Raw genomic sequence first — 15,729 nt, 5'->3', positions numbered from 1 at the left:
CGGAGAACGCCAACATGGCAAAACTCATGCGCAAGATGGCCATCCTGGCCAAGCCTGAAACGGTACGCGGTACCGACGCCCTTCCCACCGGTGCGGCCAACGCAATCCTGGTCAGCGAAGTCACCCTGACCCCCATCGAAGGCGATGTGGTCCAGCGCGACAACGTGCGACCCTACTTCGGCTCGCGTGGCTCCGTGCTGGTGACCCAGTACAGCAAGATCGCCTTCTCGGTCGAGATCGCGGGCGTCGCTGCCGCCGGCGACGTGCCGGCCTACGCTGCGCTCATGCGCGGCTGTGCGATCGCCGTCACCACGGCCGCTGGCGTCAGCACCACCTTCGCACCAGCCACCGACAGCCTCGAGTCGCTCACCATCTACGGCAACGTCGACGGCACCGTCTACAAGATGACCGACGCGCACGGCAACGTGAAGGCCACCATCGACGCCAAGGGCATCCCGAAGTGGCAGTTCGAGTTCACGGGCCTGTTCGTGCCTGCCGCCGATGCACCGCTGCCCACGGCCGACTACACCAAGTTCATGGACCCGCTGGGCGTGAACAAGGCCAACACCACCTTCACGCTCGACGGCCTGGGCGTGGCGGCCAGTGCCTTCAGCTTCGATGCCGGCAACACCGTCGTGAAGCGCGACCTCATGACCGTCGACTCGGTCGAGATCACCGCCCGCGTCTCCACCGGCTCGGTCACCTTCGAAAACACCTCGGTGGCCACCAAGGACTGGATCGGCATGGCGCGTTCGAGCAAGCGCGTGCCCCTGGCCCTCAAGCACGGCCAGGGCGCGACCAACGTGGTCGAGTTCCTCTCGCCGCGCGCGCAGATCGGCAAGCCCACCTACAGCGACGTCGACGGCGTGCAGATGGTCACCGTGCCGCTCGAGTTCGTGCCCAGCGGCTCGGGCAACGACGAGTGGTCGATCGTCGTGCGCTGAGCACGGCCTTCTTCTTCATTCGCTGACCCGGTCATTCACTCATTCATTCAAGACACAAGGAAGAAAACCCGATGCCCCAGAAGCTCAAGATCGCCGTGAAGCCCACCTTCATCGCCCCCGTGGTGATGCGTGTGCCCGGTGACGGCCAGGTCGAGGAGGTGCGTTTCGACGCCGTCTTCAAGCGCCTGTCCAAGACCGACAACGAAACGCTGCAGGCGCGGCTGGACGCGCGCAGCCTCACCGACCGCGAACTGCTCGACATGGTGCTGGCCGACTGGAAGGGCCTGGAGGGCGAAGACAACGCGCCCTTCATCTGCACGCCCGACAACCGTGCCGCCGCAGCCGAGGACTGGCCGACTTTCGAGGCGGCCATTGCCTACAGCTACTTCGAGCACGCGTACCCGGCCGCCGTAAAAAACTGAGGGGCGCCGCGCGCTTCGTGCTCGGAGTCGCGCATCGCGTCCATGACGAGCTGGACGACGATCTCCGCAGCCAGTGCGCGTCGCTCGGGCTCGACCCGAAAAAGCTCGTCTCCTCGATGGCGAACGGGGACGGCCCGTCGCCATTCGAGCTGTGGCCGGAACACCAGGAAGCCTTCGAGGTGTTCCACGCCTGCCGCACGCAATGGCGAGTGGTCGCCGGTGCGGCAGGCGCGTGGTTCCAGGGGCTCGACTTCGGTGCGGTCGACGTGGCGATGCGGCGCCTGGGCATTCCGCGTGTGCGCCAGCGTGAAGTGTTCCTGCAGTTGCAGGTGATGGAAGACGAGGGCATTGCGGTGCTGAACGTCTAGCGCGAGGAAGGCCGCAGGCGATTGAAGAAGCATGAGGCCGGCGAATGTCGGCCTCATTTTTTCCCTGGTCGGGGCGGACCATATGAGCACCGTTTCCGAGCAGAAGACAGGAACTCCACAACCATGAATTTATCCTTGATCGTCAAAGCCCTTCCTCTGTTCACTCAGGCGACGGACAAGGCGTCACCGGGCGAGGCAGCTACCAAAGTAGCGATCTCCTTCGTTGGTGCAGTCGTCGATGGAAGCCAGGAAGAAGTTCGTGCTACAGCAGCCAGGAGAACATCCGGTAACGCCGCTGGGCTGACGAATGAAGAGATGCGAGAGATGGCGGTTCGCATCAAGAACAACGGAGGGGGGACAGAGGCGCGTGGCATGGAAGCCGTGGCCGCATTGACTGAAACGGGTAGGGTTGACCGCAGCGTCATTGAGCAGGCTGCTACCGCCATAGCAAGGGCGAATCGACTGGAGAACACTCCGATCAAAGTGCTTGCTGAGAAGTTCGCCAAGCTGGGGAATCAACCGAGCAAGAGTTCAGCTGAGCTCAACGAAGAAGAAAACTACTTGTTGCGGGGGCAGCACGGGAGCATCCGTGCACTTGAAAAATCAGGAAAGCTCCAAGAAGCGGCTGTATTGGCGCAAACGCTCTATGCCGCCGAGCTGAAGTTGCGCACCGACGATATCTCCAAAAGTAGAAATCTGCTTCTTCGCGGCGCGCAGGTCGGCAAGGATGTGAGCGAGTCCATTGAAGACCGTGCGCGTGGAATCGGTCGTCAGTCAGCAGGCAAGCTGGAGAAAATTGCGGACATCGACGAGCGGATAAAGGATGCTCGCGAACGCCGCGTCGACGCAATGGCGAAGAGCGGATCTGGTTCGGGCTCCGGGCTGACCGATTCCGTCAAGCAACTGGACCAACTCATTGCAGCCCTCGCGAAGCAAAGGGCGGAGCTGGTTGAAGCGCTGTCACGTGACCGTCAGTTAGCCGAGTCGGCGCGGACCAACACGAGGGCGGTGCAGGAGGAAATCAAAGCTTCCCAGCTTGCAGAGGAAGAGGAGGATGCGAAAAAGAGCGCCGCCGCGAACAGGAAGAACGCTCTGGAGGAACGGACCTCGCGCGCAATCCCCAAGAGTCGGATGGCAGTCCATGGCAAGGGAAGTGGGATTCAGCGCGCCGAGACCGAAGGCCTTCGATCCGGCATCGAGGTTGCATGCTGTCATTGCAAGGCAGAAGTGTCGAAACCCGGAACTGCTGCCGCACAAGAAGAGCGCACTGAAACCGATGGAAAAGCCGGGCGCACGTTCGGCACACCGGACGCCTCCTCGCAGATCGATCCACTGCTGACGCTTCGTCAGGAGACGGATGGCGTTCGTGCGCAGACCGCCGCACTGGAAGCGCAAAACGCCGTGCATGGAAAGTTGAAGTCCGAGATTCGAGAACTGAACATTCTTCAGTTGGAGCGGCAACTCCAGGACCTGGAGGCCACGGAAAGCGTCATTCCCGGCTACGTCGAGGCGCTGAGTCAACGCATTGATGCCGAGAGAAAACTCCTGAACGCGACACGTGGAACCGAGGGCATCGAAGCGGCCGACAAGGCACAGACCCAACGGGACGCGAAATCCGGCAAGCTGTCCGATGACCTGAATGGTGTGTTCCGGGAGGGCTTCAATGGTCTGCTGCAGGGCGACGACAAGGCACTCGACAAGATGGGCCAGTCGCTCAAGAAGAAGATCGTTTCGTCGATCTCCGACGCGCTGTACGACAAATCATTGAAACCGGCCGTCGAGGGATTTTCCAAATGGCTCACCAATTCCCTCAGCGGTATTTTTTCGGGTAGCGGTAGCGGTAGCGGTAGCGGTAGCAGCGGCGGCGGAGGGAACGGCGACTCGGGCGGCTCCGGGGGGAACTGGTTGGGCAGTCTCGTGAATGGCGTGATGAGCTTCTTCGTCAAGAGCGCAAACGGCAATGTCTTTTCGTCTCCTGGTCTGCACGCCTACGCCAACAGCGTGGTCGGCAAGCCCACCTTCTTCCCCTTCGCCAACGGCATCGGCCTCATGGGCGAGGCCGGGCCCGAAGCCATCATGCCCTTGCGCCGTGGTTCCGACGGCCGCCTTGGCGTGAGCGCTCAAGGTGCGAGTGGCGGCGGCGCGCTGCACTACGCGCCCTCCACCGTCTTCCACATCGATTCGAGGTCCGATCGCGGCGCCGTGATGGCCGATCTGGACCGTGCACTTCAAGCAAACAACCAAGGCCAAATGGAACAACTCAAGCGTATGCGGGTGGTGCCCCAATGAGCATCATCACCTTGCCCCCCACCTTGCCTGTCAAGCGGCAGGACTTCGGTATCCAGACCTTCGACCTGAGCTTCAGCAGTGGCGACACCGGCTCGTCGCAGGTCGCCGTGCTGGCACCGCCGCGTCGAACTTGTGCGCTCGTGAGCGAAGAGCGCATTCCGCTGATGAACGAGGCCGCGATGTGGCGCAGCCTGGTGCATGCGCTGCGCGGCCAGGTCAACGTGCTCGCGGTCAGCGACATGTTGCAGCCGGCCCCGCGCGGTAGCGCGCGGGGCACATGGACGGCGCTGGCCGCTGCGGCGGGCGCGTCGTCGCTGTCGATCCAGATGGGTGCGGCGCAAGCCGGAAAGACCTTGCTGCAGGGCGACTGGATCGGTGTCAATCAGGGATCGATCCAGCGACAGCTGCTGCATGTGCAGGCCGACGCCGTGGCGAACGCGTCGGGGCTGATCGTGGTGTCGATCGAGCCGGTGTTGCGCGTGGCCGTGGCCGCCGGCAGCGCCGTGGTCTGGGATCGCCCGACCTGCCTCATGCGCAAGGTCGATACCAAGAACAACTGGTCGTCGGAGTCGCGCACGCAGGGCGGCTTCAGCCTCGATCTCATGGAGTCCTGGGAATGACAGTCACCACCAACAGCGGCTTTCAGGCCACCGCCAACGCCGGCGCCTATGGCGAACTCGCACTGGTCGAACTGCAACTGCGCTCGGGCACGGCGCGCTTCACGAACTGGCCGCTCAGCGTCCAGGTCATGGGCGAGACCTGGCAGGGCGTGGGCAACCTCGGCTCCATCGGCGAGCTGCACGAGAGCGAAGACGGGGCGGCCGAGAAGCTCACGCTGACGCTCTCGCCAGTGGACATCGGCACACGTGCTTTGGCGCTTGGCGATCCCTCCGACTACCAGGACCGTCGTGTGCGCGTGTGGATCGCGATGCTCGATGCCAACACGCTGCAGATTACCGGCGCGCCCGTGCTGCGTTTCGTCGGCGTGATGGACCAGATGAAGATCGATCGCGACGGCAACAACGCCTCGATCAGCATGGACTGCCGCACGGCGAGCTATGACGTGCGCAGCAATCCCGCTGCACTGCGCATGAACAACGCGCAGCACCAGGCGCGGCATCCGGGCGAGCTCGGCTTCTCCTACCTCACGGGCCTGATCGGCAATCCGTCGATCTGGGTCAGCAAGTGGTTGCAGGCCAATCTTCAATACCGGCAAACCCTGGGGGTGCACAGCAAATGAGCACCGACCTTGACGCCTTCATCGACGCGCGACGCCATACCGGCTTCGCCTATTTCAGGCACGACTGCGCAAGCATTGCCGCGGACTGGGTGTGCGAGCAGCGCGGCGCGGACCCGCTCGAGGCGCTGCGCGCGCCGGGCGGTGCATTGGTGTCCAAGAGGCTGCTGACGGCGCTGCGACATGTGCGTGCCTCGGGCGGTTTCGAGGCGGCGGCCTCCGCTCTCCTGGGGACCTCGCAGCCAGGCCGCATGGCGCAACGCGGCGATGTCGTACTGGCTCGCAGCGGCCGTCGCGTCGGCCGCGTTTCGGGCTACAGCTTCGGCATCTGCACGGGCTCGCACATCGTGACTCCTGGCACCGACCGATTGATTTTTCTTCCAATGACCGAGGGGGTGGCCGCATGGCGCATTTGATTCGACGGTTCTCCGTCCTGTTCGGCCTTTCTTGCTTTGCGGCGATAGCGCATGCGGAGCCGGTGACCATCATCAGCGGGCTTCTCTACGCCGTGGGCGGATACGGGGCCGTGGCCGCAGTGGTCCTTTCGATCGCAAGTTCGGCCTACAACTCATCGCAAGCCAAGAAGAAGGCGCGCCAGGCTGCGGCCCGTAAGTTCGCCGAGGACGTTGCCAACCTGCGCGATCGCACCGCCACATTGGTCAGTTCAGAGGCCCCGTGGACGACGGTCTATGGCGCACCTGCGCGCGTGGGGGGATCCATTGTCGCGGTGCTCGACAGCGGCGCGATGGCCCATTTCAAGCACATCGTCATCGTCTTCGCGGCGCACGAGTGCGAGGCCATCGACGAGATCTTCATCGACGGTACGTCGGTGGGACGACCCAACGCGGCCGGCTGGACCGATGGTGCCGAGTTCCAGATGCCGCCGCTGTTCAACGGATGGCCGTCGGAAGGTCCGTCGGTGAACGTGCAGTTCCACACCTCGCCGGGCGGTGTGGACACGGCCGACGGCTTCCTTCGCGCCAGCCTCCATGAGACCTTCCCCGATGTCGATTTCTGGACGGAACAGCACAAGCTCAGCGGCTGCACCTATGCGGTCGTCACGCTCAACCTGCTGTTCGATCGTTTCCAGGGTGGCATTCCCGAGATCACCGCGAGGATTCGTGGCAAGAAGGTGCACGACCCGCGCACCGGCCAGACCGTCTACTCGCGCAACCCGGCACTGTGCCTGGCCGACTTCCTGCGCTCGGAGTCGGGGTACCTCGCGGCGGCCGACCAGATCGACGAGAACGCGCTCATCGCTGCCGCCAACGCTTGCGACGAGCAGGTCTACACCGCGGTGCAAGCAGGCGACGCGCTGAACTACGGCAACTCGCGCGCCCGGTACGTCTGCGACGGCATGTTCCGCTCCGACCAGGACCGCGAATCGACCCGTCAGCAGATCGAGGACGCGATGGCTGGCTTCAGCCTGGAGTCGGGCGGCGTCTGGCGCGTCCAGGCCGGCGCATGGAGCACGCCGGTGCTCAACCTCGACGACGACGACATGCTGGCACCCACGGCGGTGGCCCAGACCGCCCATCCCGGTGCGAGTCGCTTCAATGGCATGCGCGGCACGTACGTCAATGGCGCGCGCAACGGCGTCAGCGAGGACTTCTCGCCCTACCAGAACTCGAACTTCCGTGCACTCGATGCGAAGGACAAGTTCACCGACATGGCGCTGGCCTTCACGGCCTCGCACATGCGCTGCCACCAGATCGCCCGCGTGGTGGTCGAGCAGAGCCGCGGCGGCTTCGTGTTGCGCATCCATCCGAAGATGCTGGCGTGGCATCTGCAGCCCGGCGACCGCATCGTGCTCTCGAGCGCGCTGTACGGCTTTACCAACAAGACCTTCCGCGTCACCGACTGGACCTACGCGCGCAACGCGCCGCTGTCGCTGCTCGTGATCGAAGACGTGCCGGCCTACTACGACCTGGCCGACGAGGTGCTGGCCGACGCGGCGCCGAACACCAACCTGCCGAGCCCGTTCCTGCAACCGCAGGCGCCGTTCGACTTCAAGGTGGAAAGCGGCCCGTCGCAGATGTCGCTGCAGGACGGTGGCATGGTGGCGCGAGCCCGCGTCTCATGGGCGAAATCGAACGAGCTCAACATCCTGAAGAGCGGTGCGGTCGAGGTGCAATGGCGCTCGCTGGCACCGGTGAGCGACTGGCACTCGTCGCAGCTGCCGGGCGATGCCACCGAGACCTTCCTGCTGGGCCTGTCGGTGCGCAGCCTCTACCAGGTGCGTGCGCGCTTTCGAACGCCCTACGCATCGAGCCCGTGGGCCACGGCCGAGCACACGTTGGTCGGCAAGGGCGGCGTGCCTGCCGACGTGGCGGGGCTCGCACTCGACGTGACCGACGCCGGCATCGTCGCCACCTGGGGCCAGCCGATCGGGCTCGACCTGCTCGACTGGAGCACGACCCGCGTGCGCATCGGCGCGAGCTGGGAGCTGGCCGACGAGGTGTTCTCCGCCAAGGGCGTGGCGGCCAACCTCGGATGGCTGCGCGCCGGCACCCAGCGTGTCTGGGCTTCGCACGGCAGCACGTCCAACCAATGGTCGGTGCCGGTCTCCGCGTCCATCGACATCGCGGCACCTGCGCAGCCGATCGTGAACGGCACTGTCTGGCGCAACGAGATCGACCTGGCCTGGCAGGACTGCAAGACCATGCAGCCGATCGCGTACTACGAGCTGCGCCGGGGTGCCACGCTCGAGACGTCCGAAGAGATCGGACGCACGGCAGAGCGGACCTTCGTTCGCACCGAAGCCACGGGCAGCTGGCGCTACTGGGTGCGCGCCGTCGATGCCGGCGGCAACGGCAGCGCTGCCGCGTATGTGCAGCTCACGGTGCTGCCCGGCATCGACGAAGCGCTGGAAGAGCTCGAAAAGGGCCTGAACGAAGCCGTCGACGAGCTCAAGGCCGTCGACCAGGCGCAGGGCCAGGCGCTGACGAAGGAAACGCAGGATCGCGCGCAGGCCCTGAGCGCCGAAGCGGCTGCGCGAACGGCCGCCCTTGCGGCAGAAACGGCCGCGCGCTCGGCGGCGTTGGTGTCCGAGGCTCAGCAGCGAACGCAACAGGTCACGCAGGTGACGAGCGCGCTCACCGCCGAAGCCACCACCCGCGCAGCGGCCGACCAGGCCGAGATCACGGCACGCGTGGCGGCCGTCTCGCAGGAGGTGGCCGACCGGAAGGCAGCGGTGACGGCCGAGGCCAGCACCCGCGCCACGGCGATCACCGCCGAACAGAGCGCGCGGGCGGCGGCGCTGCTTGCCGAAACCAATGCCCGCAGCGCTGCGATCGCGGACGAAGCCACGGCGCGGCAGACCGCTGACGAGTCGCTGTCGTCACGCCTCACGACGCTGAACGCATCGTTGAGCACCGCGCAGGCGGCACTGCAGACCGAGGCCACGACGCGCGCCAGCGCCGATGCGGCGGAAGCATCGGCACGTCAGCAACTGGCCACGCAGCTGCAGGCCGCGGACGCGTCGCTGACTGCCGCCATCGGCAATGAGGCCTCGGCGCGCAGTGCCGCAGACGCGGCCGAGGCCCGCAGCCGCGAGTCGCTCACGGTCGCGCTGGTCGGCGCAACGGACCTCGCCGCCACCTTGGCCTACGTGGATGGCGCGTCGCTGGACATCGGGTTTGCCGAGCAGAGCTACGGCGTCTGGCAGGCGCCGGCGCTGGGGCAGGTGGGCAGCGGCCTGATCGCCGAAGAACGCCAGGCCCGGGTGGCGGCTGACGCCGCCGAAGTCAGCGCGCGCGAGACGCTGCAGGCGCAGCTCACCGGTGGCTACGGCGGGTCGGACCTGTCGCAGGTGGTCAGCGGCCTGATCTACCAGGAGCGCAGTGCGCGCGCCACGAGCGACGAAGCCCTGGCGCAGCAGATCACGTTGATCTCGGCAGGCGTGGGCGAGCAGTTCGACTACGCAAAGATCTGGTACTTCGATTCCGGCCTGGAGGCCTGGACGGGCAACGGCACGCCCTCCGTGGCAGCGGGGTGGATCCGCCCCGCCAACCATGCGACCGATCCCTTCATCGTGTCGCCTGTGGGCATCGCCGCGAACGGTTCGACCTACGGCCAGATCCGCATGCGTGTGCGCAAGGTCGGTGCGCCCGCATGGGACGGTGCGTTGTCGTGGCGCGCAGCAAGCGACAGCGGCTTCGACGCGTCGCGGCGTGTGACGATGACGGAGCCGACCTACGACGGCGCAGGCATCGGCATGGTCACCGTCAGCCCCGGCTGGGATGTGGCCATCGACCAGCTCCGGATCGAGCTGTCGGCAGCGCAGACTGCCACGGCGTACTTCGAGATCGACTGGGTCGCCATCGGACGCCCATCGCCGGGTGCTTCGAACGCCGCGCTGCAGAGCGAGATTGCCGCGCGTGCGAGTGCGGATGCCGCCGAGGTCTCGGCGCGCGAGAACCTCGCGACGCAGCTGCGCGGCGCCTACAACGGCAACGACATCGGCGCACTGAGCTCGGGCCTCCTGGCATCGGAACGCGATGCACGAGTGAGCGCGGACACCGCCGAGGTCACGGCCCGGCAGCAGCTCGCAGCCACCGTGGCCAGCAACAAGACGAACGCGGATGCCGCGCTCGTGGCGGAGCAGACGGCGCGCGCCAATGCCGATGCCGCCGAGGTCACGGCCCGCCAGGCACTGGCCGCGACCGTGGCCGGGAACCTGGCCACCGTCAATGCCGCGATCAACGCCGAACAGAGCGCGCGGGCCACGGCGGACACGGCGGAAGTCACGGCGCGCGAATCGCTGGCCACGCAGGTGCGCGGTGCCTACACCGGCACCGACGTGGGGGCTGTCAGCTCGGGCCTGGTCTACAGCGAGCGCCAGGCACGGATCGCCGCCGACAACGCGGAGATCACGGCCCGCACGGCGCTGGCGGCCACCGTGGCGAGCAACAAGACCAGCGCCGATGCCGCGCTGGTAACCGAGCAGAGCGTGCGCGCCACCGCCGACACGGCCAATGTCAATGCGATCACCGCATTGCAGGCGACCGTCACCGGCAACGCGACGGCCGGCTCCGCAGCGCTGCAGGCCGAGGCGGTGGCACGGGCGCAGGCGGACAGCGCAGAGGCGATCCAGCGGCAGGGCTTGTCCGTGGCGCTCACGGGCGTTCCCGACACCTCGGGCAGCCTGGACACGGTGATCGGGGCGTCGCTGGTCAACGACTTCGTGGGCAATGCCTTCGAAGTCTGGGAGAAGCCGACGGGCCCGACGCTCGCCAGCGGCCTGATCTACGAGGAGCGCCAGGCGCGCATCACGGCGGATGCGGCCGAGGTGTCTGCACGGCAAGCGCTCGAAGCGGTCGTCAACACGAACAAGGCAGATGCCACCGCAGCCGTGACGGCCGAGCAGAGTGCCCGCGTCACCGCGGACACGGCGAACGCCAACGCGATCACCGCGCTGTCGGCCACCGTCAACCACACGACGAACGGCCTGCCGAGCAAGGCCAGCAACACGGCCCTGACCGCATTGACGACGCGCGTCACGAATGCGGAGGGCCTGATCACGTCGCAGGGCGATGCAATCACCAGCATCAACAGCGGGCTGGAGTTGGGACGTGCCGACTCTCAGGCCAGCCTGACGGCAGATGAGAGCCTGGCCAACGCAGCGGCCTGGCGCAGCCACTACGGTGTCAACCTGGCGACGTACTTCGTCACGACCACGACCGGCAAGGTCGCCACCACGGTGTGCCGTTCGCCCGTGGGCGGCGCGAACTTCTGGAACTACTCGAAGAGCAAGGTGGTGATCGACCCGGCGCGGACCTACCGCCTCACGGCATGGGTCCGACGCGTGGATGCCAACGGCACGCACTATTGGACCTGGTGGCGCAACACGTTGGGCAACTACAGCAACAGTCCCATCGCGATTGGCAGCCTGCCCAACAACGTCTGGACGCAGATCTCGCTGGACCTGCTCGGCAGCGCCTTCGGCGACACCTCGGTCAGCCCCGGCTTCGCCCTGAACCACACGGGTGGCACCACGGGCTACTCGGAGATCCAGGGGTTTCGCTTCGAGGATGTCACGGACAGCCTGCGGATCACCAAGGCGGAGATCACGAAGGCGGATGCCAGCGCGGTCAATGCGCTGACCACGCGAGTCACCAGCGCCGAAGGCTCGATCACGGCCCAGGCCAACTCGATGACTTCGTTGACTGCGACGGTGAACGGCCATACCTCCTCGATCTCGACCAACGCCTCAGCCATCGCAACACTGGATGGCACCGTCAAGTCGCAATGGCGCCTGAACGTCAACGCGGACAAGAAGGTCGCGGGCATGATCCTCAACAACGACGGCACGAAGTCCGAGCTGGTCGTGCTGGTCGACAAGTTCGCCATCGCGCAGGATGGCCCGGGCGGCGTGCCGACGTTCCCTTTTGTTGTCGGCAGCATCGGTGGCACACCTTCGGTCGGGATCAACGGCAACATGTTCGTCGACGGGTCGATCAAGGCTCGTTCGCTGGATGTGGAGCAGTTGACGGCTTCGATCTCGAAGCTGGGCTACATCACTTCCGGTCAGGTCACGATCAACGGGGACATCACGGGAACAGGGTGGGGCTACATCCGCAGCCCTGGCAAGTGGCGCGACAGTTCTTGGGGCTGGATCCTGGCGCAACACCCCACGGGCGACATGTTCGTCGACTTCACTCTCGGCGGCTGTGGGCTCGTGATGCAGTACATGCCTGCGAGCTCATACACCGGCTTCCATCTCTGGGGGCCTGGCTTCAATCTGGATCAGAGTGGACTGACGATCAGTCAGGTTGATGTGGTCGGCACGCTCAACATCAGGGGGCATTCCATCACTGTGCCCACGGCGAGATCGGAACTCGGCCCCACTGCGGGCATCCGTCATGAGATCCCCTATAGCAACGGGGCTTCGGTGCCCACGTACATCACTGGGTCTACTTTTATTCCTCCTGGCGCGGGCGGCGGCTTGGGGGGATGGCTCCAACTGACGGTCGATGGGGTACCCCGGTGGTCCGGGGCCGGTATTCCCGGAACGACGGTCAGCGGCTCCGTGGTTGTAGACCTTCCTCCTGGTGGGTATTCCATTGCCGCCATCGGGACGTTCGGTGGTTCGAACACTTCCATCTTCGCACTGAGTTGCCAACGCTAACAAGAGAATCGAATGCCTGAATTCACTGCTTTTGACAGACAGACCGGCCAATTGCTGGCGCGTGGCTCAGCGCCGACAGAAAGCGCTTGCGAGGCGCAAGCAGCCGGCGAGCACGAGCGCATCCTGATTGGAAGTTTTCCAGACGGGTGCTACATGGACTGGGAAACGATGAAGCCGGTCCCAATGGGGATGAGGCCAGGAGAGCACCATGTTTTCGATTGGGTACTGCACGCTTGGCGGGACCCCAGATCGTTGGACGACCGGCGGCGTACTTTGCGCAATCTCGTCACTGAGCGGCGTTGGGCGGTTGAGACGGGGGGAGTCACGTTGGCGGGCGGTCAACGCGTTCTCACGGGCAAGCCCGACCAGGACCGCATCACGGCAGTGATCGTCAACGCCGACATCGCGGGCATCGACGCTGTCGACTTCAAGGCCGACAGCGGATGGGCTCGCCTGAGCATCGACGAACTTCGCGGTGTGGCCCGCGCGATCGGCCTGCATGTCCAGGCGTGCTTCAGTGCCGAGCGCACGCACCACGCCGCCATCGACCAACTCCGGACAGAGGCTGAGACCGAGGCCTATGACATCTCCGCGGGCTGGCCCCTCACCCACAACAGCATCGAAACGCAATGACCACCACGCTCACCGACAAGAATTTCACGGAGCTGTTCACCTACTCTGGTGGCACCAACGGCACCTGCGTCAACTCGCAGGGGCTCATTCAGCCTAGCCCCACGCCGCGCTTCGACTTCGATCCGATCACAAAAGCGTCGAAGGGGCTGCTGATCGAAAGCCCGCGACAGAACCTGCTGTTGTTCTCGTCCCGATTCGATAGATATCCAACGTGGACGAGATCGAATGCCACGCCGGTGCCGGAAGCCGCTGTTGCGCCCAATGGGCGATGGGATGCATGCAAGCTGATTCTGAACAGCGGCGCCGCCGCAGGCCTCGGCCACGTCGTTCAGACCGTTGCCAAGGCTGCAACAGCGACCACCTACGCTTACTCCTTCTATGCGAAGGCGGGAGGCTCTTCGAGCGGCTGGATCTATGCGCGAGGCGCCTCTTCTGCTGACAGCATCAGCATTCCCTTCAATCTGACAACGATGACAGCCGCAGGTGTGGTGAGCGGCGGATTTGTCGAGGTTTCGAAAAGGGTTGTCGATGCAGGCAATGGCTGGCGTCGTGTCGAATTGGTTTTCACGAGCGATGCTTCTGCCGCGCTTGTGGCCGCCATCTACCCCGGTTCTTCTGTTGGCACCAGTGGGTCGGGCGACGGTGTTGCCGGTATCTACATCTGGGGTGCGCAGCTTGAAACTGGCGCGTTCGCAAGCTCTTACATTCCCAGCGTCGATGCCGTCACGGCCCGCAGCTCCATCGGCAGCTACTACGACCCGAAAGGCATCCTGCGCTATGCGGCGGCGGGCGTTGCGCGCAACAGCTACGAGCCGTCGAACCTGATCTTGCCGCCGGTGCTGATGGTGGAGGAGCAGCGCACGAACATTCTGCTCAAGAGTGGCGACATGCATCTGTCGCCCTGGACGGGCGGCGGGATGTCACGCGTCACAGGACGGTTGGCGCCCGATGGCACGCTTCGAGCAGTTGAGTTTTCGGGGACGTCCATCACACCCAACACGCAGAGCGCCGTCGCGACGGCGACCGTGATGACGTACTCGATCTATCTGAAGAACGTGTCGAGGACTGCCAACGTGGACCTGCTGCTGCGCAACACTACAACTGCGACGAACGACATCGGCGCCGGCGTGATCCTGCACGGTGCGAATCCGTTGATTTCGGGGGCGGGGTGGGAGATGCGTGATGCGGGCAATGGGTGGTTTCGCTGTACCTACACGTCGAAGATAGCCATCGCGGTGGGCGATGTTCTGACGGTCTACGCAGTAGTTTCTGGACCGCGAGCGGACAACGGGGCCTGCCTGGCCTGGGGTGCCCAGCTCGAAGCCGGTGCGTTCGCCACCAGCTACATCCCGAGCACCGAGACCTTCACCAGCCGCGCATCCATCGGCACCTACTTCGACGCCACGGGTGTGATGAAGACCGCTGCGGCGGGCGCAGCGCGGATGACCTACAACCCGGCCGACCTGACCATCGCACCCTGGCTCATGCAAGAGGTGTCCAGCACCAACCTGTTGACCGAGAGCGAGTTTCGCAACGGGCTTGCGGATGCGTCCGTCAGGATCGGATGCGCGGCGGCGTCCTGGAGCGAGCTGGGGTTCACGACAGGCATCGCATTCCCTGCACCGCCGCCGGCCGGCACGTTCGCGTTCTATGCCGCCAAGTCGCCTGTTCTTGCGCCGTCGACTACCTACGTGATTTCCTGTTTCGTGAAGATGGATGACGGCGGAGCGCCCAGCATGCCCGCGTCTGGTGGCGCGGCGGACTTCGCGCTCGTCATCGCGAACGCGCCGATTTCTCCCACCGCCTGCACCATGACGCATGTCGGGGGCGGCGTGTACCGCCTCACGGGCACGCGGACCACCGATGCATCCGTTCCCAGCACTGTGTCGGGTATCTGGAAGTACGGCACCAATAGCGCCCGCACTTTCAAGTTCACGGGCTTGCAGCTGGAACAGGCGTCGTCCGCGTCGAGCTACATCCCGACAACGACGGCGACAGTGACGCGTCTTGCGGACGTCGCCTCATCGGCGGCCACCACGCGCCAAGCGGACACAGCAACTTCGGTGGCAACGACCCGCGCCCTGGACAGCGTCCGCATCGACACCACGAAGGGCTGGTTCAACGCTGCCGAAGGCACGGTGTTCATGGAGCTGGAAGTGCCCCGGATGAGCGACACCGGGACCAAGACGGTCCTGGAGTTCGGCGGGGTGGGCGGGCGCATGGGCGTTTCGTATTCCGCCGGGAATGTCACGAACGGCGTGGCCTACGGGTATACGGTGATCGATGGCACGACCCTGGCCACACCGCCGAAGGTGCTGCCAGGACCGATCGCAAAGCTCGCGATGAGCTACGGGACCGAGGGCGTGCGCTTTGCCTACAACAACCAGCCGATCCAGAAGGTGGCTACGCCGATTGCGGGACCGGGCACCACCTACCTCGGTCTGGGCAGCACCTATGGCGGAGGGAACTGCCCCTTCTTCCGCATCCGCGCGGCGCGCTACCAGCCGCAGAAACTCACGGATGCGGAGGTGGTGGCACTGACGGCGTAGAGGAGGGGCCCTGGCCACAGGCCAGCGCGAAAAGCGCAATCACACACCAGGCCCCTTCGGGGGCTTTTTTCATGCCCACTCACGAGTTCACGGCATCCCCAGGCAATCCTTCTTCGTACAGCCAACCCATCACCCATCCGTGCCTTCCCCCACGTCTC

General features: G+C 65.2%; 10 protein-coding genes. All 10 read left to right on the top strand.

What is annotated here, in order from left to right:
* Nucleotides 1-14: 14 nt before the first annotated feature.
* The 10 genes from AC07OX_RS11900 to AC07OX_RS11855 all read left to right on the top strand — a co-directional run bounded on the left by AC07OX_RS11900 (nt 15) and on the right by AC07OX_RS11855 (nt 15,571).
* Nucleotides 15-944: a hypothetical protein gene (locus AC07OX_RS11900; protein WP_495261449.1), complete on the top strand. Its 930-nt coding sequence runs from the start codon at nt 15-17 to the stop codon at nt 942-944.
* Between the two features lie 71 nt (nt 945-1,015).
* Nucleotides 1,016-1,366 carry a hypothetical protein gene (locus AC07OX_RS11895; RefSeq protein WP_095950412.1) on the top strand — a complete coding sequence of 117 codons (351 nt, stop codon included), beginning with the start codon at nt 1,016-1,018 and terminating at the stop codon, nt 1,364-1,366.
* Between the two features lie 17 nt (nt 1,367-1,383).
* The gene (locus AC07OX_RS11890) at nt 1,384-1,734 is read left to right on the top strand and encodes a DUF1799 domain-containing protein (protein ID WP_495261450.1); all 351 of its coding nucleotides are present in this window, start codon (nt 1,384-1,386) and stop codon (nt 1,732-1,734) included.
* Between the two features lie 123 nt (nt 1,735-1,857).
* Nucleotides 1,858-4,023: a phage tail length tape measure family protein gene (locus AC07OX_RS11885; protein ID WP_495261451.1), complete on the top strand. Its 2,166-nt coding sequence runs from the start codon at nt 1,858-1,860 to the stop codon at nt 4,021-4,023.
* Nucleotides 4,020-4,643 (top strand): hypothetical protein, encoded by a 624-nt coding sequence (locus AC07OX_RS11880; RefSeq protein ID WP_159274827.1) that lies wholly within the window; start codon nt 4,020-4,022, stop codon nt 4,641-4,643. The genes AC07OX_RS11885 and AC07OX_RS11880 overlap by 4 nt, the downstream gene beginning before the upstream one ends.
* Nucleotides 4,640-5,263 (top strand): hypothetical protein, encoded by a 624-nt coding sequence (locus AC07OX_RS11875; RefSeq protein WP_159274826.1) that lies wholly within the window; start codon nt 4,640-4,642, stop codon nt 5,261-5,263. Before AC07OX_RS11880 ends, AC07OX_RS11875 begins: the two co-directional genes overlap by 4 nt.
* Nucleotides 5,260-5,676: a DUF6950 family protein gene (locus AC07OX_RS11870; RefSeq protein ID WP_159274825.1), complete on the top strand. Its 417-nt coding sequence runs from the start codon at nt 5,260-5,262 to the stop codon at nt 5,674-5,676. The genes AC07OX_RS11875 and AC07OX_RS11870 overlap by 4 nt, the downstream gene beginning before the upstream one ends.
* A 110-nt stretch (nt 5,677-5,786) precedes the next feature.
* The gene (locus tag AC07OX_RS11865) at nt 5,787-12,389 is read left to right on the top strand and encodes a hypothetical protein (protein WP_495261452.1); all 6,603 of its coding nucleotides are present in this window, start codon (nt 5,787-5,789) and stop codon (nt 12,387-12,389) included.
* A 12-nt stretch (nt 12,390-12,401) separates the two neighbouring features.
* Nucleotides 12,402-13,022: a DUF4376 domain-containing protein gene (locus AC07OX_RS11860; protein WP_495261453.1), complete on the top strand. Its 621-nt coding sequence runs from the start codon at nt 12,402-12,404 to the stop codon at nt 13,020-13,022.
* Complete coding sequence (locus AC07OX_RS11855) at nt 13,019-15,571, top strand: phage head spike fiber domain-containing protein (RefSeq protein WP_495261454.1); 2,553 nt, start codon at nt 13,019-13,021, stop codon at nt 15,569-15,571. The genes AC07OX_RS11860 and AC07OX_RS11855 overlap by 4 nt, the downstream gene beginning before the upstream one ends.
* The last annotated feature ends 158 nt before the right edge of the window (nt 15,572-15,729 follow it).

The sequence above is a fragment of the Variovorax sp. GW821-FHT09D07 genome (genome assembly GCF_059416345.1).
This window is presented reverse-complemented; position numbering and strand designations above follow the sequence as displayed.